The 25,848-nt window shown below is 61.3% G+C and carries 14 protein-coding genes; 6 read left to right on the plus strand and 8 right to left on the minus strand.

Annotated elements, in window-relative coordinates:
• Positions 1-297: 297 nt before the first annotated feature.
• The gene (locus HK28_RS00390; RefSeq protein WP_086642797.1) at positions 298-2,601 is read left to right on the plus strand and encodes a TonB-dependent siderophore receptor; all 2,304 of its coding nucleotides are present in this window, start codon (positions 298-300) and stop codon (positions 2,599-2,601) included.
• Positions 2,602-2,917: 316 nt separating this feature from the next.
• A complete protein-coding gene (locus HK28_RS00395; protein WP_369823569.1) occupies positions 2,918-5,242 on the plus strand; it encodes a TonB-dependent receptor in 2,325 nt (774 codons plus the stop codon).
• A 54-nt stretch (positions 5,243-5,296) separates the two neighbouring features.
• Here the strand turns inward: HK28_RS00395 and HK28_RS00400 are convergent, their stop codons facing one another.
• The 7 genes from HK28_RS00400 to HK28_RS00430 form a co-directional block, all read right to left on the minus strand.
• Entirely contained in the window at positions 5,297-6,892 is a 1,596-nt protein-coding gene (locus HK28_RS00400) for a DUF262 domain-containing protein (RefSeq protein ID WP_086642643.1), read from the minus strand.
• 92 nt (positions 6,893-6,984) lie between these two features.
• Positions 6,985-9,867: a [protein-PII] uridylyltransferase gene (locus tag HK28_RS00405; RefSeq protein ID WP_369823570.1), complete on the minus strand. Its 2,883-nt coding sequence runs from the start codon at positions 9,865-9,867 to the stop codon at positions 6,985-6,987.
• Between the two features lie 104 nt (positions 9,868-9,971).
• A complete protein-coding gene (mutS, locus tag HK28_RS00410; RefSeq protein WP_086642798.1) occupies positions 9,972-12,614 on the minus strand; it encodes a DNA mismatch repair protein MutS in 2,643 nt (880 codons plus the stop codon).
• A 221-nt stretch (positions 12,615-12,835) separates the two neighbouring features.
• On the minus strand, positions 12,836-14,824 hold the full coding sequence (locus tag HK28_RS00415; RefSeq protein ID WP_086642645.1) for a lytic transglycosylase domain-containing protein: 1,989 nt from the start codon (positions 14,822-14,824) through the stop codon (positions 12,836-12,838).
• Complete coding sequence (locus HK28_RS00420; protein ID WP_086642646.1) at positions 14,821-15,411, minus strand: YjbE family putative metal transport protein; 591 nt, start codon at positions 15,409-15,411, stop codon at positions 14,821-14,823. Before HK28_RS00420 ends, HK28_RS00415 begins: the two co-directional genes overlap by 4 nt.
• 124 nt (positions 15,412-15,535) lie before the next feature.
• Complete coding sequence (gene cysG, locus HK28_RS00425; protein ID WP_086642647.1) at positions 15,536-17,062, minus strand: siroheme synthase CysG; 1,527 nt, start codon at positions 17,060-17,062, stop codon at positions 15,536-15,538.
• A 247-nt stretch (positions 17,063-17,309) separates the two neighbouring features.
• On the minus strand, positions 17,310-17,840 hold the full coding sequence (locus HK28_RS00430; RefSeq protein WP_086642799.1) for a UPF0262 family protein: 531 nt from the start codon (positions 17,838-17,840) through the stop codon (positions 17,310-17,312).
• Positions 17,841-18,082: 242 nt separating this feature from the next.
• Here HK28_RS00430 and HK28_RS00435 point away from each other — a divergent pair, with 242 nt between their 5' ends.
• From HK28_RS00435 to HK28_RS00450, 4 genes are all read left to right on the plus strand, one after another.
• Positions 18,083-19,177, plus strand: coding sequence for a glycosyltransferase family 4 protein (locus tag HK28_RS00435; protein ID WP_086642648.1), 1,095 nt, complete (start codon positions 18,083-18,085; stop codon positions 19,175-19,177).
• Between the two features lie 329 nt (positions 19,178-19,506).
• Entirely contained in the window at positions 19,507-21,003 is a 1,497-nt protein-coding gene (guaB, locus tag HK28_RS00440) for an IMP dehydrogenase (RefSeq protein WP_026397813.1), read from the plus strand.
• Between the two features lie 122 nt (positions 21,004-21,125).
• Positions 21,126-22,436, plus strand: a complete 1,311-nt coding sequence (locus HK28_RS00445) for an RsmB/NOP family class I SAM-dependent RNA methyltransferase (RefSeq protein ID WP_086642649.1) — start codon at positions 21,126-21,128, stop codon at positions 22,434-22,436.
• A 472-nt stretch (positions 22,437-22,908) separates the two neighbouring features.
• Complete coding sequence (locus HK28_RS00450) at positions 22,909-24,660, plus strand: glycosyltransferase family 2 protein (protein WP_086642650.1); 1,752 nt, start codon at positions 22,909-22,911, stop codon at positions 24,658-24,660.
• 244 nt (positions 24,661-24,904) lie between these two features.
• Here the strand turns inward: HK28_RS00450 and HK28_RS00455 are convergent, their stop codons facing one another.
• Positions 24,905-25,819, minus strand: coding sequence for a DMT family transporter (locus tag HK28_RS00455; RefSeq protein ID WP_086642800.1), 915 nt, complete (start codon positions 25,817-25,819; stop codon positions 24,905-24,907).
• Positions 25,820-25,848: the final 29 nt, after the last annotated feature.

The raw sequence follows: 25,848 nt of genomic DNA on the forward strand, positions 1-25,848 counted from the left end.
TCCGGAAACTGAGGGTTCAGTCGCGGCGCTCGCACAGGGCGTCACCTGGTTCATAGAGGTTCGCCGCATGGGCATCAAACGTGTCAGGCAATAGCGCCGCCATAACTCATCGGGCGCCGAGCTTCCGAACATGAGGTTCCGTGGGCGGGCAAAGTGTTGCCTTCATGTCGCAGGCGCGGGGTTGCAAACGCCGCCCGTTGGATATGGTTCACACTACGCTTGCAAGTGAGAGTTATTCTTATTAACGCATCGCGCAGATTGGTTCTTTTTCCGAAAGCGCGTCGAGTCATGTCCACGATGTCCAGCCGAAGCACCCTGAGACGCCTCTGCCTGTCGAGCCTCCTGCTCGCCGGGGCGAGCGCAACGCAGGCATGGGCCGCCACTACGCATCATCGTCATGTCGGATCGAAGGCGCATGTGGTGAAGGCGGCGTCCGCGCCCACGCCGGTTGTCCCTGCCGCCGCGCCTTCCCCCAACGGCCCGACTGCGGCAGTTCCCGTGGGCGGCCCGGCAGGCGCGGGCGTTGCTGCGACGGCTCGTGAGAACATTCTTGTGACGGCTGAACGACGCAACCGCATGCTGGTCAGCAGCGGAGGGCAACTCGGCGCGCTGGGGAACAAGAAGGGCATCGACGTTCCGTTCAATATCCGCAGCTACAACTCCAGCCTGATTCTGAACCAGCAGTCACAGACACTGGGCGAGGTGCTTCAGAACGATCCGTCGGTCCGCACCACCATGGGCTACGGCAATTTCTCCGAAATGTTCGTCATCCGAGGCTTTCCTGTGGACGGGGACGACGTAGCGGCGAACGGCCTCTACGGCATCATCCCCCGGCAGCTCGTCTCCCCGCAGCTTTACGATCAGGTGCAGGTTCTCAACGGCGCCAGCGCGTTCCTGAACGGAGCGGCGCCGAGCGGATCAGCGATCGGCGGCAACATCAACCTGATGTTCAAACACGCTGAAGTCGCGCCGCTCAACCGTCTGACCGCCGATTACACCAGCAGCGGGCAGGGCGGCGGTGCGGTCGATTTCGGCCGCAGGTTCGGTGCGGACAAGGCGTACGGTTTTCGCCTGAACGCCGCAGGCATGGACGGCCAGACCTCCATCGATCACGAACATCGGCATGACGCTGTCGTTGGTGGCGATTTTGACTGGCATGACGACGCGACCCGCATAACGCTCGATATGGCGTTCCAGAACCAGAACGTGCAGTGGGGCAGGGGAGGTGTGTTTCTCGGTTCCGGCGTGACGTCGGTTCCGCGCCCGGCCAAGGCGTCGCATAATTTCAGCCAGCGCTGGACATATGCGGACCTGAACTATCTGTTCGGCATGATGAACATCGAACACGATTTCGGTAAGCACGTTACCGTATATGGCGCTTTCGGGTCTTTGGGTAGTAACGAGAAAGGAAACTACTCGTCACTGACAGTCACGGACGCAGCGACGGGCGCAGGCACGATCGGCAGCATGTACGTGCCGTATCAGGAGCAAAACGAAAGCACCCGGGCCGGTGTGCGCGCCCATGTGGACACCGGCCCGATTCACCATGAGATCAACGCAGGCGGCTCGGCTCTCTGGGAGCAGGCGAACACGGCCTACGCCATGTATTACAATAACGCCGTGCCCCTGCGCAGCAATCTGTACTCCACGCAGCAGATAGCCCAACCCGGAGAGAATCTGGTCGGTGGCAATCTTTCTGATCCGTTGAAATCAGCCTGGACGAAGCTGTACAGCCTGTACTTCTCGGACACGATGACATTCTGGCATGACCGTATCGCCCTGACCGCTGGCTTCCGCTATCAGAACATTCTCGAAAACAGCTATTACTACGCGAAAAAAGGCGGTTTGAGCGCAGGTTATGACAAAGACGCGTTTACGCCGGTCGTAGGGCTCGTCATCCACCCGACGAAGCAGACCGCGATCTACTTCAACCGTATTGAAGGTCTGTCCGCAGGGCCGCAGGCCTCCGGCACGAACCTGATCAATCAAGGGCAGGTCTTCTCGCCGTATCAGAGCGTGCAGTATGAAGTTGGTGCGAAATACGACATCGGTCGTCTGGCCGCGACCATCGCATTCTACCAGATATCGCAGCCTAATTCCTACACAGAAGCCTACGGCAACACGGGTTACAATATTTTCCGTGTCGACGGCATGCAGCGTAATCGCGGTATGGAACTGATGCTGAACGGCGAGGTCCTTCCCGGCCTGCGTTTCAACGGCGGCCTCACCCTGACCGACGCGGACCTTCGCCGCACGGCGAACGGCGCGAACAACGGCCACACCGCTATCGGCGTGCCGAACTACACCATCAATGGCAACATTGAATACGACCTGCCGTTCCTGAAAGGCGCGACAGTCGTCGGGCGCGTGGTCAATACCGGCAAGCAGATGGTCAATGTCGGCAACACCATGCACCTGCCGGTCTGGACGACATTCGACGTCGCCGCACGCTACACGTTCCTCGCAGGGAAAAAACCGATCACGGCGCGCTTCGGCGTCGATAATATTGCCAACAAAAGCTACTGGTCGTCCGCCTTCAACGGCTACCTGCTGCAAGGCATGCCCAGGACGTTCAAGTTCTCCATGACCGTCGATTTCTGATCCGACCGAGGCAGAGATGCGACACCCGGACGCCATAGTGACGGCGCGCCGCTGACGGCGCGCCGGATATGGTGTAAGGCCGCTCCGACACGCGCGCGCAACGCGCTTTTCCGAGCGGTGAATAAGGACATAAACGACTGTGACGCCAGCGCCCTATCGCATTGAGGACGAGCGGCGCCGCTCCGTCACGTCAGCACCCCGCAAAAACCTGAAGCGTCACATCCTGTTTCTGACTGCGGCGGTCTTTGCCGGCGCGCCCCTGACCGTGGCGAAAGCTGCCGCCCAAAGCGTGGCGAACCGCGAGGCTCAGAGCACAGTGAACCAGCCCGCAGCGTCGCCGAACGCCCGGGTTCGCAGCGTTCAGGCCGTAAAAAAACACTCGGCCCGTAGCCACGCAGCCCCGCAGCCTACAAGCCAAGCCACGACCCACGCCGCCGCACGGACGCAACCGTCAGCCCGCGCCGTAAAGCCCGTCACGGCAGCCCGCCGCCCCTTACCCACGCATGAAGCCGTGCAGGTCACAGGGCAGCGCCGCGACTTCAACTACCCCGAAGCGCAGCAGGAAGCAGACGCCTCCACGCATCTGACGGCCGCGCGCCTGATCGAACGCGGCGTCGTCACCCTGCGAGGGCTGGAGCGCGTCGCGCCGAACCTTACCATCCAGAGCATCAACGGCACGGCTTCCACCAATTTCTACCTGCGCGGCGTCGGCTTCAACGACTTCACGCAGAACAACACCGGTCCCGTCCTGACCTATTACGATGATGTGCCGTTCATCTATTCCACCATGACCAACGGCATGATGTTCGACCTCGCCAGCGCCACCGTAACACCCGGTCCGGTCGGCACGACGCATGGCCTGTCCGACACGGGCGGGGAGGTCATGCTCCGCACCGCCGACCCCACCAGCACGTGGCATGCAGGGGCGAGCGAGGACATCGCCTCCTATGCCCGCAGCCGCAGCGTGGCCTATATCTCCGGGCCGCTCGCCAAGGGGCTGACCTTCCGCCTTTCTGGCCAGACGCAGCACGGCGGCGGCTGGCAGACGAACCCGGTCAACGGCGCGCATCTGGGCGACGCCGATATGTGGGCGTTGCGCGGCAAGCTGCAATGGAAACCCGACAGCCATACGACCGTCACCCTGTCTGGTCACTTCACGCAAGACGACAGCCAGGTCGTCGGCGCGATCCCGATCGATCGCCTGCTCGGCTCCGGCTCCCTGCCGAACGTTGGCTGGAAACAGTCGGAATGGGACATCCGCCCCGCCTTCGCCAAGCTGATCGGGCGCAGCGCCAGCCTGAAGCCCAGCGAGCATGACCAGTTCTGGGGCGCGGATCTGCATATCGTCCACGATTTCGGCCCCGTCACCCTGACAACCATCAGCGCGTTCGAGACCGAGCGCGAGGGCGAATACACCGATCAGGACGCGACGACGCGGGCGGAGGGCGACGCCTATCGCAATATCGACGCCAACACGTTCACGCAGGAAGCGCGCCTGCAATCTTCCCACCCTGAAGACCGGCTGCAATGGGTGGTCGGCGCGATCTATCAGCGCAGTCGGATGAATCAGGAATTCTTCTTCGATTACACCGACTATTCGGCGCGCGGCTACATGTCCGGCACCAGTTTCGGCATCAATCAGGAAAGCACGTCGGAGTTCGGCAATGTCAGCTATCGCCTGCCGCACGGCGTGAAAATCTGGGCCGGGTTGCTGCATGCGCTGGACGACCGGGGCGTCACCGGTCTGCAATCCGTCATCTATGGCGCAGGCGGAAGCACGCTGAACTTCCACAGCCAGAACACGGCGTCTAACCAGTTCGCAGGACAGGTCGGCGTGTCGTGGCAGGTCGCAGCCCACGCCATGCTCTATTACAAGATGAGCAAGGGCTTCAAACCCGGTGGTTTCACCGCGAACAACACGCAGATTCAGGCGCAGCTCGACCCGTTCAAGCCGGAGACGGTTCTGACATATGAAGTCGGGATCAAGAGCGATCCGATTCCGAACAAACTGCGTATCAACGCCGCCGCGTTCTACAACGATTATCACAACCAGCAGATTCTGGGCACGGTGCTGATCCCGGATTACGGGCCGCTGAGCGAGATCACCAACGCACCGAAATCCGAAAGCTGGGGGTTCGAGGCGACGATCGAGGCGCGGCCTCTGCCGCAACTGTTCATCACGCAGAATATCGGCTGGCAGCGGGGAACGTTCCAGAACTTCCCGACGACCAACCGCGCCGCCACCAACGCCTATTACAAGAAATACGGCGTGTGGAAGGCTATCAACGACAATTTTTCAGGCGTGGACATGGGGCAGCCGAAGCTGACCCTGAACGGCTCGGCGGAATGGCGGCAGCAACTGACCCGCGATTACGCGCTGGAGTTTGGCCCGGACTGGTCCTATCGCGGCAGTCAGGCGATGACGCCGGGCGGCACGGGCTTTTATCGTTTGCCGCCGTATTTCCTTTTGGGCGCGCACGCCACGTTCCGCCCGGCGTCCGGGCACTGGCAGGCGACGGTCTACGCCAGCAACCTCCTGAACCGGCATTATTACGAGACCGGCGGGCAGGCGCTGACGGTGTATATGTACACGCCGGGCGAGCCCCGGTTTGTGGGGGCTCGGGTTTCTTGTGATTATTGATCTATGTAGAACAATTTTCACGTAATTTATGTTTTATAGAGATCCTTGCGGTCTTTATAGCTGACATAAATCACGAGCCTTTTGTGCAAGTAATCTTCCCCGCTGTTCACAAAATTCAGCATATGCACCTTCAAGGGAGTCGGGGGGGATTAGTGCTCTAGATAGAATGTCGTCTCTATCTGCTTGAGGAATATCACGTTGGTAGACGCTTGGGGCCTTGTTTTTTATTTTCCTGTTATCTGTCTGTGATAAAAAAGCAAAATTGGCTAGGCAAAACTGCAGATCTCTTCCTTTGATGCCTAACTGATTTTGTAAATAATTTTTCGGGAAAATATGATGAAACTCTGTTCTGTTGCAAGACAGAAGAGCTGTTTCTATATCAACCGAGGCTCCAGACAGAAAGGATCTTGGCTTGCACTGAGATAAAAGAAGAATAAAGGTCTTCGTGTTAACTGATGTTAGTGAAAATACATTCTCTACAAAAAAAGTAAATTCTATTTTGGGGGTGGTTAGGTTAAATAGGGAAGGATCCCCACTTTCCCTAAGCTTTATCATTGCTCGAATATCGGTCGTTAACGCTGTGTCGACGCTGTTTGAATATCGCCGAGAAAAACAACTAATCCAGAACCATGCTCTTAGTGTCGAAAGCTGATTCCCCGATGGATGAAAACCGTTTTCATTGTCGGTAGAAAAGAAACGAACTAGCGGTATGAGCATAGTCCTATAAGGAAGAACTTTTAGGGAGGCTACACCACATTGTTTTTTAAGAAATTCGACTGCTCCCTTTATGCCTAGGGTAAGATTTGAAAATTTATCGCGTACATCGCTACCTTTTAGCGCAACCACTGCGTGTGCGGTGCTTTCATCGGCGATAACCGCTGCAGCGCATTTAAGCAGCAAATCAGGATCGCTGGCTAATTCAGCGTAACCCTCGCCGTCAATCTCGGAAGACAGGTCGTCGAATTTGCTTCTTAAGTCAAAGTCTCCGCTCCATGTCCACGCGGCAAGAAGCTGGTAGGTATCTAGCGGCACACCACCACGGTTAACACGTTCGAATACGATTGCTATTTTTGAATGGTCATTTGTTTCTATGGTCTCTACGGGTATTTGAGCCTCTTTAAATCGGTTTTGTAAATCATCAATGATTGCGGCTTGATCTTCACTTAATTTGCGCACATGTGCGCCATAAGCGGCAACGTTGAACAGAATTTTTAATGGAAAATGGCAATTCTGATTTACGTCTTCGGGCTTTAGTGCGATGAATTGGCTGTCTTGGGCATCTTCGTGTGCATTTAAATCAAAATATACGTCCACCCATTCAATTTTTGGGTTCGGTGACTGACTTATCTCAGTTTGAAACACGCTGAAAATGGAAGTTAGGCGCTGTTGTCCGTCTAATACATAGTCGATCGGATACTGATCTTTGGGTTCAGGGAGCGTGTAAGGGCCCAAGTCTCTATCGGCCTGAAGTTTCTCCCGTGTCCTCCAAAATAACAACGTCCCTATAGGGAAGCCTTTGTAAATACTGTCCATAAGAAACTGAACTCTATCGGGTTCCCACACAAACTCTCTCTGAAATGCGGGGATTTGTATTTCACCCTGCGCTACCCGGTTCAATAGGTGGCGTATAGGAATAGATGACACTGACATGTGAAAATCCTGCTATAATGTAACGTTATGATACTCAGAAAAAATTATGGAAAAATATATAAAATGGTAATAATTAATATTTCTTTTCCGGATCAAGCCTGCATCGCCCTAACCATATCATAAGCCGCATACCCCGTGGTCAGCTTCGCCTCCACATGCCGCAGTCCCGTCAGCAGCCGCTCGCGGATATCGTGCAGGCGCCGTTCGTCCGTGACCTTCATGCCCGACAGGTCCTTGACGTAGAACACGTCGACCGCGCGCACGCCGTAGGTCGTGATATGCGCTGACGCGATCTGCAATTTTTGTTCATTCAGCGCACCAGTGACGTCGAACAGCAAGCCGGGGCGATCGCGCCCGTTGATCTCGATAACGGTGTAGGAGTTCGAAGCTCGGTTATCGATCACCACGCGCGGTGGCACATGGATGGCGCGGGTTCGCATATGCATCTGCGCGGGCGCGGACTCAGCGATGGCGGCGCGGATGTCCAGATCGCCGCGCAATGCGCGCTCCACGCTGTGCGATAGCTTCGCCAGACGCTCCGGCTTGTCGAACGCCTCTCCCGACGCGTCCTGAATCCACAACGTGTCGAGCGCCATGCCGTTAGTCAGCGTATGAATACGCGCATCGACGATGGACGCGCCCGCCAGCGCCATCGCGCCCGCGATCTGTGAGAACAGGCCGGGATGGTCTTCGGTGTGGATCGTCACTTCCGTCACGCCGCGGGCGGGCAGCGGCTGCGTCTCGATGACGAAGGGGGCGGAGCAGGCGTCGGCCTCGCGGATCAGACGGGCGTGGCGAAGCTGCGTCTCCTGATCGAAAGACAGCCAGTAACTGGCGTAGCCGAGGCCGAGGAAGTGCTCGATGTCGGGCTGTGCGACGCCGTCTTCCTCCATCAGCTCGGCGAGCATCGCCTTGCTGTGGGCCACGCGCGCATCGCGCTCGGGCGTCGCCAGACCGCCTTCCAGCACTTCTGCGACGCGCGTGTACAACTCGCGCAGCAGGGTCGCTTTCCATGCGTTCCACACGCGTGGGCTTACGGCGCGCATGTCCACGATGGTCAGCAGCAGCAGCAGGCGCAGACGCTCCGGCGACTGCACGACGTCGGCAATGTCGAGGATGGTTTTCGGGTCGTCGATATCGCGCTGGAACGCCGTGTGGCTCAGCAACAGATGGTGCAGCACCAGCCAGGAGACGGTTTCGGTTTCCTCGCCAGACAGTCCCAGCTTAGGGCAAAGCTCCAGCGCGACTTCGGAGCCAAGCTCCGAATGGTCGCCGCCGCGTCCCTTGGCGATGTCGTGCAGCAGAACGGCCATATACAGCGCGCGCCGCGACTGGATATCGCGCGCAAGGTCATAGGCGACGGAGATTTCGTCCGCCATCTTGCCGCGTTCGAGGCAGCCGAGGATGCGGATCGCCTCGATCGTGTGCTCGTCCACGGTGAAGACGTGGTACGTGTCGAACTGCATCTGGCCTACGATGCGCGACCAGTCCGGGATCAGCGCGCCGAGCAGCCCGGTTTCGTTCAGGATGCGTAGCCAGTGCGCGTGGTCGAGCTGTTTTTTTTCCGGCTGTTCCGGCGCTTCGTCCTTCGCGCCGGGGCGTCGGCCGCGATGCGGGCGCTCGTCCGGCCTGTCGCCGCACAGCAGCGTAAGAAAGATTTCGGAGGCGTGCGCGTCTTCGCGCAGCGACGCGGCGCGGCGCTCCCAACGGATCAGTTGCTGCCGGGCGAGGGGGTGGATCGGGATGTGCCGGTTGCGCGACCATTCGAGCAGTTCGAGCATCCGGATCGGCTCTTCGTCGAAGGACACGCCTCTCGCGGGCAGGATCTGCCCGTCCAGCAGCGTGAACCCGGCGTCGCGCATCGCCTCGTCCGCCTTCATGGTGTTGGCGGCGGGGCCGAGCGACAGACGCATGACCGTCGGCTCCAGCACGTGGGTCAGGCGCATGACCTCGCGCGCGGTCAGGAAATAGTGGCGCATGAAGCGCTCGACGCCGTTCTGGCGGCCGTGGCGCGTGTATCCCATTCGCCCGCCGACGACGGGCTGCATGTCGAAAGTCAGGCGGTCTTCGGCGCGCCCGGCGACGTAGTGCAGGTGCAGACGCACGGTCCAAAGGAAGTCCCACGACCGGCGTGCGCGGGCGGCTTCCTGTTCCGTCAGCAGGCCGAGACGCGTGAAGTCCGGGGCCAGCAGGTCGGAGACGTGTCGCGTGCCGAAGCTGTACCGGCACATCCAGTACAGCGTCTGCATGTCGCGCAGTCCGCCGCGACCTTCCTTGATGTTCGGTTCGACCATGTAGGGGCTGTCGCCGAACCGGCGGTGGCGTTCGGTGCGTTCCGCTCGCTTGTCGGCGACGAAACGGGCGGACCCGGCCTCGACGCAGGCCACGATGAAGCGGGCTTCGAACATCGCGAACAGCGTGGGATTGCCGATCAGCAGGCGTGCGTCGAGCAGGGCGGTGCGGACGGTGGTGTCGGCTTCGGCCTGTTCAATGCATTGCTGGATCGACCGTGTGGCGTGCCCGACTTTCAGGCCGAGATCCCACAGGAAGTAGAGGACGTATTCCACCAGCGCGAGCACTTCAGGCGACGGCGCTTCGGGAGTAAGGAACAGAAGGTCGATATCGCTGAACGGCGCAAGCAGACGCTTGCCGTAGCCGCCGGTGGCTGTGATGGCGATCTGCCCCAGCAGGTCGTCGTTAGGCGCAAGTGTTTCGCTGGCGAAGCGTGCGAGCGCACGCACCAGTTCGTCGGCGTACGCCGCGAGTTGTTTCGCGGCAGGCACACCTTTGATTTCCCGATTTTCGAACCGTGTTCGGATCTCGGCCTGATAGCGGCCGAGATGGCGGCGGAAGATCGCCAGCGCGGCTTCGCGGCCGGGCGTCGCCTGTTCGCCGGGCGCGGCCTCGCGCAATGCCGAGGCTAGGCCAGCGGCGAAGCTTTGCGGGGTCAGCGTGTCGCGGGCGGCCGACGCAATGTCGGCGACTGGGAACGGATCGCTCAGGGAGGTCGACGTCAAGGTGGGATCGGTCTCGGGCTATCGGCGGGGGTGGGCGAATGCCCGGTGCGCACGGTGGAAAGTTATCCTCGGGTCAAATGGCCCTTGGCTTCAAGTATTGCTTTCTTGATCTCGTATAAAGCGTCCAGCGCTTCCCGCGGACTCATGGAATCCGGGTCCATCCGCGACAGCAACGCGAGGACTTCATCTGCCCTGTCGTCGTCGTCCTCGCAACTGGCCGAGGCTGGCGTCGGCGGCGGCGAAAGGTCTTCGAACAGAGGCAGGGGACGCTGCCCGACGGAGTGATCCTGCTCCAGTTCACGCAGCAGCCGGGCCGCGCGATCGACCACGGGACCGGGCACGCCGGCCAGTTTCGCGACGTGGACGCCCCAGCTTTTACGGGCGGTTCCCGCCACGACTTCATGCTGGAACACGACATTTCCTTTCCAGTCGCGCACGGCCATGGTGTGCGGGGAAAGGCGCGGAAGGGTCTCCGCGAGCTGGGCCAGTTCGTGGAAATGCGTCGCGAAAATGGCACGGCAGCGCAGCGTGGAATGCATGGCCTCCAGCACCGCCCAGGCGATGGACAGGCCATCCAGCGTGGAGGTGCCGCGTCCGATTTCGTCCACCACGACCAGAGAGCGTGGACCCGCCTGATTCAGAATCGCCGCTGTCTCGGTCATTTCGACCATGAAGGTCGATCGTCCGCGCGCAAGATCGTCGGCGGCGCCGACGCGCGAGAACAGACGATCGACGACGCCGATCCGCGCCGATTTCGCGGGAACGGGCAATCCGGCTTGCGCCAGTATGACCGCGAGCGCGGTCTGGCGCAGAAAGGTCGACTTGCCCGCCATGTTCGGGCCGGTGAGCAGCATGACGCGGCGTTCCGGAGCAAGGGAGCACGCGTTGGCCGTAAAACGGACGCCGGAACCCAGCGCCGCTTCCACCACCGGATGGCGACAGGCTTCGAGTTCGAACGCCTCTCCGTCCTCGACCTTGGCCCGGCTCCATGCGCCGCCAGCAGCGAGGCTGGCGCAGGACTGAACGACGTCGAGCAGGGCGAGTGCTGCGGCGAGGGCGGGCAGGCCCGGATCGGTCAGCGCCTCCTGCGTCAGGGCGGCGAAAATCTGCCGCTCCCGTGCGGCGGCGCGCTCGGCGGCTTCGGAGATGCGGGAGTCCAGGTCGGCCAGTTCTGCTGTTGAGAACCGTGCGGCGCTTGCTGTGCCTTGCCGGAAGGAGAGTTCCGGCACGTCGCGCAGCTTCGCAGCTGCAGCGGTGGGCGCCTCGATGACGTAGCCCAGTTGGGCGTGGTGACGGATTTTCAGGCTGGCGACGCCGAAACTTTGCGCATACTCGTTTTGCAACGACAGGATGATGCGCCGTGAGTCGTCGCGCAGGCTGCGATGAGCGTCCAGCTCTCCGTCAAACCCGGTGACGATGAAACCTCCGTCGTCGATCCGTGCGGGCAGTTCGTCCGACAGCGCGGCTTCGAACCGGTCGAACAACGCGACGCATCCGCGCATCGCCTCGAACGCTTCGGCCAGAAGCGGCGGAAGTGTCTTGCCTGCGTGCTTGCCTTCCGGCGTCAAGGCGGCCGCCTCATGTGCGGCCCGGACTCCGTCGCGCAGGGCGGCCAGATCACGTGGCTGTCCGCGCCCCACAGAAAGGCGGCCAAGCGCGCGGTCGATATCGGGCGCGCCGCGCAGGACGGTGCGAAATGCTTCGGGCTTGCCTGTCGCGTGGCGCATCCAGTCCCAGCATTCCTGCCGGGCGGATATCGACGGGACATCGGTCAGCGGCGAAGCGATCCACTGCGAGAGAAGGCGGGCGCCCGGCGCGGTGACGGTGCGATCGACTGCCGCGAAGAGCGTATGCTCCTGCCCGCCGTCGCGTGCGCGCAGCAGGTCGAGGCTGGCGCGTGTCGCCGGGTCGAGGCCGAGCGAGCCGCGTTCAGACTGTGGAACAGGGTGGCCGAGGCGGGGCAGGGCGCCCGCCTGCGAGCGGCGAATATAATCCACGGCGGCCATCGCGGCGGCGGCTTCGGCGTCTCCAAACGTTCCGAAGGCGTCGAGGCTTGCTACGCCGAAGGCTTCAGCAAGCCGCGCCCGCGCGGTGTGGGCGGCGGGAGCGGGGAACGCGCTCGCGCGGCGCGCTTCGTAATCGCCAAGGGAGAGATCAGTCGGGGCGAGGATTTCCGCCGGGTCAAGCCGGGCGAGAAGATGCTCCAGATCGGCGGCCTCGCATGAGGCGGTTTCGAACTGGCCTGTTGAAATGTCGATCCATGCCGAACCCCACTGGGACGTGGCGGTGCCTTTACGCCCGGCGACGGTCGCAAGCGAGACCAGCAGGTTCGAGCGCCCCGCCTCCAGAAGTTCGTCTTCCGTCAGCGTGCCGGGGGTCACCAGACGGACGACGGCGCGGGGCAGCGGGCCTTTCTGGGCAGGGGCTTTGCCCGCGCGGGCTTTTGGCGCTTCCGCCGTCTGTTCGGCGATGGCGACGCGAAAGCCGCGCCGGATCAGCCGGGACAGGTAGGCGGGCGCCGCGCCCACAGGCACGCCGCACATGGGGATGGGGGCGCCTGCGTGAGAACCGCGCGCAGTTAGCGCGATATCGAGGGCCGCCGCCGCCGCCGCCGCATCGTCGAAGAACAGTTCGTAGAAATCCCCCATGCGAAAGAACAGCAGCATGTCGGGGTTTTCAGACTTCAACGCGAACCACTGGGCCATCGCGGGGGATGCACCCTCGGCGCTCGGACGTCCGGGAGGATATGCGACCGGTGGGACGTCCTCAGGAGCCTGGTCGAGGGCGCCATCCTCGTCGTGGCCGGAAGGACGCCCGGGTGGTCGCTGGCCTAAACGCGATGTCGCGCTTTCCGGCGCAGTATCGGTATGAACGTCAGCATCCACCATGGCCGCTTCCCGAGCGGCCCGTGTCTTGCGCGGCGATTTCATGACGGGTTCTTGACGGCGTATATCGTCATGTTCTCCCACACGCGCATGACGTAGCCGCGCGTTTCCGCATAAGGAATGGTCTCGATCCAGTCGAGCATCGCGTCCTGATCGCCGCCCGTTCGCGCGGGGTCTCCGGCCGATTCCAGCCACTGGCTGACGCGATGCGGACCGGCGTTGTAACCAGCGGCGGCGTAAGGCGCGACCCCGCCGAACTTGTCGTAGATCTGCCCGAGATAGGTCGTGCCAAGCTGCATATTGATCGATGGATCGCGCAACGTGCCGCCATCGACGGCGATTGAACCGCCGCCATTGCGTGCGACAAGCCGCGCCATGTCGCGCGCCGTGCCGGGCAGAAGCTGCATGAGGCCGATAGCCCCTGACCCGCTGGCGATTTCGGGGTCGAAGCTGCTTTCCTGCCGCATCAAGCCCAGCGCGAAACCGGGGGGAAGGGAGGAGGGCGGCGGCGTCACTGGCGCGGGCCAACCCAGAGCGGGAAGAGCAAGGCCCTCTCGCCCGTCCCGTCGCGCCACGGCGACGGCAACGTCCTGCAGGCCAAGTCGCGTCGCGAAAGCGGCCAGAGCGCTGCGCTCACCCGCGTTCGTCGTCTGCCCGAGCAGCATCGTCAGAAATTCGCGCGCGTGCCTTTTGTCGCCCCAAGCGACGAGAATGCGCGCGGCCTGCGCCAGATCGCTGTTGGCGATTGTCCGCACGGCGACGGACGACGCAACCGGATCGCCGGACGCATCGAACCGCTGCAGGGCCGTCTTGACGGACGCGGGCACTGAGCCGGGAGAAAGCAGCGTGGCGCCATCATGGGCCAGCGCCGAGATCGCTATCTGTCCGTAGAACGTCTGCGGCCATTGCGAAGCCTGCCGCCATGCGGCCTCGCTTCCCGCAGCGTCGCCCGCCGCCGCACGCGCGCGGCCGAGCCAGTAATAGCCTCCGCTGCGGACGATCAGGGATCGAGATTGCGCGACGCTCGTGAAGCGTTGCGTCGCGATCGTTGCATCATGGAGTCGCCGCAGGGCGATCCAGCCACTCAGAAACGCGGCGTCAGCGCTGTGGACGTCAGTCGCAGGCATGCCGTCGTCGGCGATTGCGAAAGCGTCCGCGTCGCGACCCTGCGCCAGCAACGCACGGGAGAGGGCGTCTCGTTCAGTCCAGAAGGCCGTCGCAGCGCCAGCCTCGCTGGCGCGACGCTCCGCCGTCATGCCTTCGGATTTCCATAGGGCCAGCGCATCGTCGATGCGCTCCGCCTTACGCAGCCAACGCAGGCGGTCGAGTGCGAGAACCGGGTCGCTGCGCCTTGCTGCGGGCACGTTGGCGAGCAGCGCTTCCGCGCCGGGATCGTTGCGGTGGAAGGCGACCCGCGCGGTCGCAAGCGCCGCCAGATCGGCGGGAAGAAGCTGCGCCGTCTGGCTCGCCGCCGTCAGTTGGCCGGATCTTTCCTCGCGTTGAAACCGCGCCCAGTTATCCTGCGCGGACAGATCGGCCGCGAAGAGGGAGCGCAGCAGGGCCGCGTCCTGCGCGCCGTCGTTCGCATCGCGCCACGCCGCGCGTCCGGCTGTCCGCAACGCGGGCGTCATGCCCAGCACGGCGACACACCGCGAGAGGGCGCGGGCGGAGTTGAGCGAGGCCGAGGCGCAGAGCGAGCGGGCGACGCCGTCGTCGGGTTCGTCAGCCAGAGCCTTCTGAAAACGCGTTTCGATCAGCTTCCAGCGCGGCCAGATCGGTCTGGTGGCGAGAAACTGCGCGTACGTCGACGCGGGAATCTCGCCGGGAGACGGAGCGACAAGCTGTCGCCAGACGGTCAGACGATCTGTCAGCTTCATCGACACGGCAGCGACAGGCTGTGCCGGAGCCGTCGGCGGGGTCGTTGCGGCGGGAGCGGAGTAGGCGGGCGGATCAGCGGGGTCGGGCGCTCCGGCGCAGGACGGCAGAAGGACTGCGCTGGCTACCCCGGCGTGCAGAAACGATTTCTTCAATGCATCACGCCCCAGACGTCGTTGCCGCCACGGATAATCAGTTCGATGGCCACGCCGAGCACGACCAGCAGTCCCAGCCACGCGATCCAGCGAAAACGTTCGAGCAGGCGCGCTATCAGGGACGCTGCGACGGCCATCAGCAGGACCGAGAAAGCCAGGCCGGTGACGAGCACCCAGGTGTGCTCCGCTGCAGCGCCTGCGACCGCGAGCACGTTGTCGAGACTCATGGACAGGTCGGCGACGATAATTCGGAATATCGCCGCCCGCAGTGCGCCGGGCGCCGGAGCCGCGTCGTCAGTGTGATGATCCGGGCCGCGCAATTCGCGGTACATGCGCCAGCAGACCCATAGCAGCAGCAGTCCTCCCGCCAGACGCAGGCCAATGACCGCAAGCATCTGCGTGGCGATGAGCGCCAGGCCCAGTCGAATGATGGCGGCCGCCGCGACGCCGACGATGACCGCGATACGTCGTTGTTCGGCGGCGAGACGACGAACGGCGAGGCCGACGACGATGGCGTTATCGCCAGCGAGCGTGACGTCGATCAGCACCACCTGGGCGAGAGCGGTGATGGCGGCGAGGGAAAACATGTCGGAAATAATCGTGCTCCGGTGCTGGCTCCGCCCCATTGGAGCAGACGCCATACTCTAGCTAACCACCTGGAAAAGATTAAGGGGGCGTGCGGTGGCTCGTCGTGCGCGCGGGCGGCTGGTTTCAGGATGCGTGATCGCCCTCGCCACGCGGCGAGATGACACGATGGCGCACGACCTCACCGACGATGATCAGGGCAGGGCTCTTCACATTTTCCGCAATAGCCTTCGCAGGAAGGGTGGCTAGGTCGCCGACGATCACGCGCTGTTCCGGACGTGTGCCGTTCTCCACCAGCGCGGCGGGCCAGTTTGCGGGCAGGCCGTGCGTCTGCAACTGCGCGGACAGGGAGGCGAGGCCGCCGAGGCCCATGTAGATCACGACTGTCTGTCCATGCCGGGCTATTGTGTCCCATGGCAGATCCAGTTCGCCGTCGGCGCGGGCGTGTCCCGTTAGAAACAGGCAGGACTGTGCGCAATCGCGATGGGTGAGTGGAATGCCGGCGGTCGCAGCGCATCCGTTCGCAGCCGACACGCCGGGCAGGATCCTGAACGGGACGCCAGCCGCCATTAGCGCCTCAACTTCCTCCCCCCCGCGTCCGAAGATGAACGGGTCGCCGCCTTTCAGGCGAAGGACGCGCTCTCCGGCGCGGGCGCGCCGCACGAGTTCCTCGTTGATCTGGTCCTGCGGCAGCACATGGTCGCTACGCGCCTTGCCGACGAAGATTCGTTCGGCGTCACGTCGCACGCGTTCAAGGATTTCGGGCGGAAGCAGACGATCGTAGAGCACGCTGTCGGCGTTCTGCATCAGTCGCAGTGCGCCGAGGGTGAGCATGTCCGGGTCCCCCGGCCCGGCGCCGACAAGCCAGACCTCGCCCATCCGCTCGCCCTGGCCACGGGCCAGTCGCTCCAGTGTTTGCGTGGCGAGGCCTTCCTGTCCGGCGAGCGCCTGTTCGGCTCCCGGCCCGTCGAGAAAAGCTTCCCAGACACGCCGTCGCGTATCCGCTCCGGGATGGATGGCGTTCATCTCGGGTCTTCGGGCGCGCATGAAGCGCGCGAGCGCGTCAAGGCGACCGGGCAGCATCGCTTCGATCTTTTCGCGCAAACGTCGCGCGAGAACCGGTGCTGCGCCAGAGGTGGAGATCGCGACCTGCACCGGTCCCCGCCGCACGATGGCGGGCGTGATGAAGGTTGACGCCTCCGGGTCGTCCACGGCGCAGACCGGTATGTTCGCGGTGCTGGCGATCCGGGCGACCGCACGGTTTACACTGCGATCATCGGTGGCGGCGAAGGCGACGCGGGCGCCGGGGAGCAGGGATTCCAGCAGGGTCTCGCTTACCGCCTGCGCGACGTGCTCGATGCGTCCGTCCCGATGCAGTCTCGCGAGTTCCGGGCAGAGTTCAGGCGCCAGGACGACGACATGCGCGCGGGCGGCGACGAGCAGCGCAGTCTTGTTAGCGCCTATGGCGCCTCCACCGACCACTAGGGCGCGGGCGCCGCCGCCAAGACGCAGGACAAGGGGAAACCATGCGTCGTCTTCGGCGTCCGCCTCGGAGGCCCGCGTCTCGGCCTCGGCACCGTCGTGGAGCGCCTCTTCATACGGGAGTTCCTGTTTGTCCGGATCGGAAAGCCCTTCAGGCCGTTGCACTGTCATAAGCTCCTCCGGCGGGATCAGGTCTGGCCGACGCAACCGGCAAAGCGGCGTCAGAGTCTCGTCCGTCTACGCAGATAACGCCTTAAAACTGTTGTTTTGACGAATATCGTTGTCTTGTCAGACGTTTCCGTCCGATTGGACGATGCTCTAGCGAATTGGCGTAGCTCGATCCAGCCCGGTCTGCGCAGCCATCAGGTCCAGGAACCACTGGCGTGGCGTTCCGACCGTTCCAGGCCGAACGTGGAAATCAGCCGCGCTGCGTCAACAGGCAGATCAGCGTGAAAAGCCGCCGGGCGGTGGGTCGGTCCATGGCGATTTTCCCGTCGAGGCGCTCCATCAGAAGATCGGCGGCTTCGTCATGGATACCGCGGCGCCCCATGTCGATCGCCTGCACCTTGCTGCGATTGCCTTCTTCCATGGCGGCTTCGAAGCTGTCGATCATCAGCGCGTAATCCTTGAGAAGCCGACCGAACGGCGTCAGGGATATGAGCTGTGCGTGTAGCGGTTGATCTTCCTCGCTGCGGACGTCGAAGACCAGTCCCTGATGGCCGCTGACGGAAAGGTGCAAAATGAACGGTCCGGTAAGTCCAACAGGCCGGAAATGCGCGGTCTGGCAAAGGTCCACGATAGCCTGTTCACGGTCGCGCTGGCGCGCCGGATTTGCGTCGGCGGCGGTGTCGAGCGCAGATGCGAGAACGACGCCAATCAAGGCGTCGGGCCGGTCAGGCGGCAGCGTCGGTTCGTTGCTGCGGTTCCGATCGTGAAAGAGTTTCGTCACTCTGAAATCTCCGCCCCGTTCCGGGCTCGCGCCCTGGGTCATCGTTTTTGTCGCTGCTTTTATTTTATCGTCGTCGTTCAGGGTCGATGATCGGTAATGTGACATAGCGCGAGGTTTTAATCTCGCGGAAAAATCCGGAGGCCATCGAACGCAAGTCCAATTATTGGCGCTATTGATTTTTTTTGACCTTTCGACATTACCTATGTGCGACCTTACGGCGCGGCCGGCGTGGCGCGTGGGAGATGATCGAGAGCGCGATGCAGGTTTTTGTCCAACTGAGTTACGGTTACGGGGCGCGGGTTTGGCACGACCTCTGGACCCGGGGCAAGGTCATCGGCGTCAACGAGAAATACGCCTATGGATATTACCGCGCAGCTGGGCCGGACGTCGTCATCGAGCAGTCCGAGGATCTGGTCGAGCCGTTGCCGTCCAAGGCGGTCCGCTATGCAATGCGGCTGCTTCTCGGGTTCGATTTTGTGCACGCCTGGCGCAATCGTCACGGGATACGGAAGGCGGACATAGTCTGGACCCACACGGAGGCCCAGAGTCTTGCCACGGCGATGGTTTTGCTGCTGTCGCGCGGACGTAAGCCGCGTCTGCTGGCCCAGTCGGTGTGGCTCGTGGATCGATGGCCGCGGCGTAATAGCCTTCAGAAAGCTCTGTATCGGTTTCTGCTTAACAAGGCGGACCTGTTGACCTTCCATTCTCCGGACAACCGCACCGTTGCGGCCCGGATGTTTCCGTCCCGCCGCACGGAGGTGGTTCTCTTCGGCATCAACGCTGATACCGTGCGTTCGCACCCGTTCAGGGAGGTTGCGCGCGACGTGCGTATCCTCTCTCTCGGCAACGATGAGCACAGGGACTGGAAAACGCTCGTTGCGGCAGGACGTCGCATCCATGGCGAGGTGAGGATCATATCGCGGGCGAAGGCGGCCAACGACGCGGTCGTCGGGGCAACGGGCGCGTCGGTCGTGACTGTGCAGAACAACGAGGAGTTGTTGGCCCAATACCATTGGGCGGACATCGTCGTGGTGCCGCTGCTGCCGAACCTGCACGCTTCTGGTTGTACAGTGGTTCAGGAGGCGACGTTGATGGGCCTTCCGGTCATTGCGACGGATGTCGGCGGTCTGCGTGAATATTTCGAAGAGACCGCAGTTCGTTATGTGCAGCCAGGCGATGCGCATGAACTCACTCTTGCGATCAACGAGGTCGCCGCCGACCCAAGTCTACGTGCGCGCATGGTGTCCAATGCGCAAGCGCGGATGAAAACGGTTGTGAATTCGCAGGTTTACGCCGACCGACATGTCGAACTGTCGCGAGAGTTGCTCGGGCGATAAAAGCGGCGTCGACTGAGCTTCGCACCCGGGGGCGCGCCGCAAGCGGCTCTCTTGCAGTTTGCTATTTGTTTCGATCCGGACTTTTACATTTCTGGCTACGCTACGCAGTCATACGCATGGTTCTGCTTGTCAGGCGTCCCGCTTGCTCTTATGAGGGTGCGCCAACGGTCGGGGACCCGAGGCGAGCCGTCAACACGGCCTGCCCTTGAGGAGACGTCCGGAAACGAGCGGCGTATTTTGCGCTGTCGATTTTCCGAACGCACAGGGCTGCAGGCTTGGGCCTGTCATGCAGTTGGGTCGCCCGCTTCACTCAGAGGGGTTCCCGCGCCATGGCGACCAGAGGCACACAATTCGGCTCACTCTATGACCGTATCACCGAAGCGCTGGCGTTCGACGACGTGCTCGTCGTCCCGGCGGCCTCCGACGTGCTGCCGGCGCACGCCGACACGCGCACGCGCCTTACCCGCACCATCGATCTGAACATCCCGCTGATCTCCGCCGCGATGGACACGGTTACGGAGTCGGCCATGGCGATCGCGATGGCGCAGCAAGGCGGCCTTGGCGTCATTCATAAGAATCTGGACCCCGAGGAGCAGGCCGAGCATGTCCGCCGCGTCAAGCGGTTCGAGTCCGGCATGGTCGTCAACCCGGTTACAGTTGGCCCCGAACAGACGCTCGCAGAAGTGCGGACGATCATGGCGCGCAACGGAATCAGCGGCCTGCCGGTGGTTGAGCCCGGCACGCAGGTCCTGGTCGGCGTTCTGACCAACCGCGACGTGCGCTTCGCGACTGATCCCAAGCAACGCGTCGCCGAACTGATGACGCATGAAAATCTGGTTACGGTGCGGCATGGCGCGGACCCAGCCGTTGCGCGTCAGCTCCTGCACAAGCATCGGATCGAAAAGCTGCTGGTGGTTGACGATTCCAACCGTTGCGTCGGCATCATCACCGTGAAGGACATGGACAAGGCGGTCGCTCATCCGCTGGCGATCAAGGACGGCCTCGGCCGCCTACGTTGCGCTGCCGCGACGGGCGTGGGCGAGGACGGCTTCAGCCGTGCGCGCCTGCTGATAGAGGCTGGCGTCGACGTGCTGGTGGTCGACACCGCGCACGGTCACTCCTCGGGCGTGCTGCGCGCGGTCGAGAGGATCAAGTCCGTTGACAGCTCGGTTCAGGTCATTGCGGGCAACGTCGCGACGCCGGAGGCCGCCGAAGCCCTGATCGACGTTGGCGCTGACGGCGTGAAAATCGGCATCGGGCCGGGCTCCATCTGCACGACCCGCATTGTCGCAGGCGTCGGTGTGCCGCAGTTCTCTGCGGTGCTTGAGACGGCCGCCGCCTGCCATGGGCGCGACACGCCCGCCATCGCCGACGGCGGTGTCCGGAACTCGGGCGATCTGGTCAAGGCGATTGGCGCGGGCGCTGACGTGGTGATGGTGGGGTCGCTGCTCGCCGGAACGGAAGAGGCGCCGGGTGAGGTGTTCCTCTATGAGGGACGTTCCTACAAATCCTATCGCGGTATGGGTAGCCTCGGCGCCATGGCGCGCGGATCCGCAGACCGTTACTTCCAGCAGGAAGTCAAGGACACCCACAAGATGGTGCCGGAAGGCATCGAGGGGCGGGTCGCTTACAAGGGCGCGATGGGCGCTGTGGTGCATCAGCTCGTCGGCGGCCTGAAGGCGGGCATGGGCTACACGGGTTCAGCCCACCTGCGCGACCTGCAGACGCGCACGCGATTCCGCCGGATCACCGGAGCGGGGTTGCGTGAGAGCCACGTCCACGACGTCTCCATCACACGTGAAGCGCCGAATTATCGGCGCGACTGATCTGCCCGTCCGCGCGCGGCGTCTTGTGAGGCGCGTGCGGACGAACCGGATTTTGTGGGACGCGCGTTGGCCGCGTTCCTGACGCTTGTGGCGTCGGCGCCAGTTTCTGTTTCAGGATATTCATGACCCCCTCCGCCCGCCTCGCCGCCGCCATTGATCTTTTGACCGCCATGGACGCCACGCCGCGCCGTCCGGCGGACGCCGTCGCCAACGCGTTCTTTCGCGAACGTCGCTTTATCGGCGGGGGAGACAGACGCGCCATTTCCATGATCGTGTGGGACGTGCTGCGGCATTGGCGGCGTGTCGCCTGGCGCCTTGAACAGGTCGGGGCTTCTGCGACGCCGCGTCTGCGCGTCGCCGTCCGGCGGATGGAACAGGGGGATAGCCTTGGCGCATTGTCCCAGGGCTTCGTCGAGGGGCGGTTTGCGCCCGGCGCCTTGAGCGCGGACGAACGTCACGCGTTGGACAAGCTGACGCAGCCCGACGCCGCTCCACTTGAGGGTGCGCCGCGCGCTGTAAGGCTTGAGATCCCGGAATGGCTGCTGCCGCATCTGGAGCAGCGATTCGGCGATACGCTTGAGGCGGAGCTTGCGGCGATGGCGCGGGAGGCGACGCTCGACCTACGCGTCAATACGCTACGGGGCGATCGGGAGGCCGCGCGCAAGGCGCTGGCGCGAGACGGGCTGCATGCCGACCCGACCGAACTGTCTCGGTGGGGTCTACGCCTGCCGGGCCGTCTGCCGGTTACGAGCAGCGCCGCTTTCAAGGATGGGCTTGTCGAAATTCAGGACGAAGGCAGCCAGCTTGTCGTGGCGATGCTCGGCGCCGGGCCGGACATGCGCGTGCTCGACTATTGCGCTGGCGCTGGCGGCAAGACGCTGGCCATCGCCATGACCATGGGGAACAAGGGGCATATCGTGGCGTGCGACGTTTCCGAGCCACGGCTGGAGGGGGCAGTACGCCGCCTGCGTCGCGCGGGCGTGCACAATGTCGAGAGACATCTGCTTGTTCCGGGCGACAAGTGGGCGAAACGTCGGGCTGCGAGCTTCGACCGCGTGCTGGTGGATGCGCCATGCACGGGGACGGGGACGTGGCGGCGCAACCCGGATGCTCGCGTAAGGCTGGAAGAGGCTGATCTGGCCGAATTAACTGTAAAGCAGAGCGAGATTCTTGATCGTGCGGCGGCTCTGGTGAAGCCTGGTGGCCGCATGGTCTACGCCACTTGCTCGATTCTGGATGCTGAAAACCAGAACCAGATCGACGCATTCCTCGTTCGCAATCCGACGTTCCGTCTAGCCTCCCCCGATGCGCGTGATGTGCCGGACGTATTGGCGGGTTCGCCGGTCTTGTCGCTGTCGCCCGGCAGAAACGGCACTGACGGGTTTTTCGCCGCTGTTCTGGAGCGCGCCCCAGCCTTGGCTGCTCAGGAGTGACGTCCGGCCTGGTGGGGTAGCGGCGTCGCGGCGTCGTCGTTCAATGGCCTTCTTTGGGATGAAGAGAATAGTGTGTGCGTCTTCGTCGTATTTGTCGCTGCGGCGGGTATTGGCGGATCGGTATGGGTTTGAAAGGCCAGGTGCGTCACCTTATTGCGTTTGTGCTAATTCGCTATGTCTCCCCGGGGGCTGGCACAGGTGTTTTGTGGCGCGACTGTTCTGAAGTATGGAGAGGATTTCTCTCTATTGTCTTGAAAAAATTCGTGTTGACGAGGCGTGGTCTAGCGCGGGCGCTGATGTAGGCGCCGTAGCCTGTCGTTTTTAAAATTCATATTCTTCTAAAAAATTTCCGATAATATATCGTGATATTTGTTCTGATTTTTATTGATGAATATCGTCCAGTGAATGCCTATTATGGCAGGGTGAAATATTGATTCGATAAAAGAGCGATAATTTTCAGCAGGGGTTTGGGATGATTATTGTGACTGGGAACGATAATTTTCTAGCTGTTTCTCAGGGTGCTCTGGTGGCAAAAGAGCAATCTCCTGGGATTGGGTTTATGAAAATAGGGAGATTTTACGTTATCTATGATAAAGATTGCGGTGAAAAATTCAAAATATTCGATTGCGATCGGATGTCTTATGGGCATTTAGTTAAAATTTCCCGCCATGTTGATGATTGTTTTTCTATATTACATTTAGATGGTAGAAAGTTTCTTTGCGCGGCACCTGCGTATGGACCGGACGATGTTGGTCGTATTGAACCGAGAGAGCACGTCAATGCCTGGGAGCTGTATCGTTCGACGCATGGCGTGCCCTTTGACGTTGAGTCGCGATATGATTTCGATTTTAGGGAAAGTGATGTCGGAGCTGTCAGGGAGTTCCTTCTGTCGGATCTTGAGCCGATAGAGAAACGGGCAGTTTTCTCCTGCGTGTTGAATAATTGTCGCGACGCTCTGCTTAGGGAAATTGTGCAGAGACTTCTTGTTGACGCCTCGTTTTTGGGATTGATTTCGGAACTGTTCGGAAATGATCTGGCGGCTGATATAGGCGATTTGGCTTCGTGGCTCAGGGATGGGAGAGTGGAGAGTCAGTATTACGACCTGAAAGCGTTGCCGTCGGAGATTTCACGCACGAGCTTGCCTCAATACAGGCTGGATACTGAAGAGCTGTTGCGGTTTTCGGCAAGAAGCTGCGTGCAGCCCGTAAAAAAATCCTGTGTTGTGACTACGATCCGCAATGAAGGAATTTATATACTCGACTGGGTCGCTCATTATCGGGCGATTGGCGTTGATAAGATAATTATTTACAGCAATAACAATACGGACGGATCAGATGATCTTCTTAAAGCGTTGAGCGATGCGGGTCTTATAATCTGGTGTGATGGGGATGTGACGCAGGGCGATAGCGCCCAAAGAAAGAGTTATTCGCATTGTCTCATGTTGAATAAAGAAGTTCTCAATTATGAATGGTCCATATTTTTGGACATGGACGAATTTCTGTGCTTCGATAGAAATATGTTCAGTAATATAAATGATTTTCTAGACTGGCATTCGTTGTCGCGAGAAGATGTTGTCGCGGTCAACTGGCGCTTTGTCGGTTCGTCAGGTCAAAAAAAGCGGACCGCAGGTCCGGTTTACAGCCGATTTTTCAGTTGGGGCGTAGCGGATCAACATGTAAAATCCATATTTAAAACAAGATATTTCTACGGATCATGTCCGCATGAACCTGTTTCCAACTCCCGTCGAAATTCTATAATGGTCGCGGCGAACAAGCGGCCATATGTTCCGTTGGACAGGAGCGCCGGGAACGCCAAATCTGATTTGCCCCTCGCGTCGTATGCGCAAATCTATCACTATTTCTTCAAATCCGCTGAAGAATTTTTGTGGAAATTTTCTAGAAATAGAGGGGATTTCCCTTTTGTTTCTGAAGATATCTTTGTTAACGTCTTGGATATGTCGATTTTTATTGACGCGTTTATCAGCGCGTTCAATGGCGAGGGCGACGAAAACGGCGGCGTCATGATGCAACGGCAGCTTCCGTCAAACATTCAAGAGTATGAGAACTTATTAAGCGCTGAGGTAATTCGTCAGGCGAATGATCGTGTTCAGAGCGCCTATGATGTGCGGCTGAACAAGTTAAAGGATGCCTTTCGTCTTATCGTTCCGCGTTTTCCGCAACTGGAAATATTGGCAGCTGTTCTGGATGATGGTTGCGCTGACTGAATGGAGGAGCGTGAGCTTGTCGGTAAGTGGCTGGCGTGACGCTGGTTGATTTCCGGTATGGCTGAGTGCTGCCTGAGTATGGTGCCAAACCTACCCCAAGGAGCGTTTGTCAGTTCACCCCTAACTCCCGTAGAGACGTGAGTCAGATGGACGGACGATTGTCGTTTACGCGGCTTCGCTTGATCCGCTGCATATGGTTGAGCCTGCGCCGTCCCAACCCCGTAACTAATGAAACGAAAGCGTCTTATTGAGGCGCTGTGTTGGGACTGGATATCGTCGCGCCGCGAAAGCCGCGCCTGCGCTGACGTTCCGACCATACCAGCGTCAGGCTCGCGCCGACGATCAATAGCGCGCCGCCAAATACATTGGCGTGCGGAACGTCGTTCCAGATCAGGTATTCGTAGACGAACGCCCATATCAGCCCGGTGTATTCCATAGGAGCGGCGACAGACGCAGGTGCGTAGCGGAAGCCTTCGTAAAGAAGGAACTGGCCGAAGCCGCTGGCGACTCCCAGACCCAGCATCATGGCGAGGGCCGCGAGATCAGGCGTCCGCCACATCCATGGCAATGCGACCGCGCATGCGGCTGCAAAGAAGCCGTTCGTAAGGACAATCTGACTTGCCGTTGAATCGGAGCGGCTTATGACGCGGATCAGGATCGAGCTCATACCCCAGCAGATCGCTGCAAAAAACGCCGCCAGTGCGGGCGTCAGGTCAGAGATTTCGCCGTGCGGCGCGGCGGCCGTCAGGACGCCGGTGAAACCGACGAGCACCGCCGCCCAGCGGCCTGCGGTGACGCGCTCTCTCAGCACGAAGACCGACAGTGCGACGGTTATGACCGGAGCGGCGAAGTAAATCGTCGTCAGTTCCGCCAGGCCGAGTGAACGCGCGGCGGAGTAGTAAGAGAACCACGCCATCAGCATCAGCGAGGCGCGGGTAAGGATGGCGCTCGGGTTGCGGGGCCTGAACAGCGTCAGACCCTGGCGGCGTCCGATGAGGCAGGCGATCGCCACGACGACGAAGCTTCGAAAGAGCAGGATTTCCGGCACGGAATAAGTGGCGACCAACCACTTCACCGTTGCGTCCTGCATGGAAAAACATAGATAGCCAAGCGCGCAGAGCGCTAGGCCCCGGGGGATGTTGTCCTGTGCGGTGGTCATTTTGAAAAGTCCGCGCTGATTCCTCGCCA

It is taken from the genome of Acetobacter sp. DsW_063 (assembly GCF_002153745.1).
GTDB lineage: Bacteria > Pseudomonadota > Alphaproteobacteria > Acetobacterales > Acetobacteraceae > Acetobacter.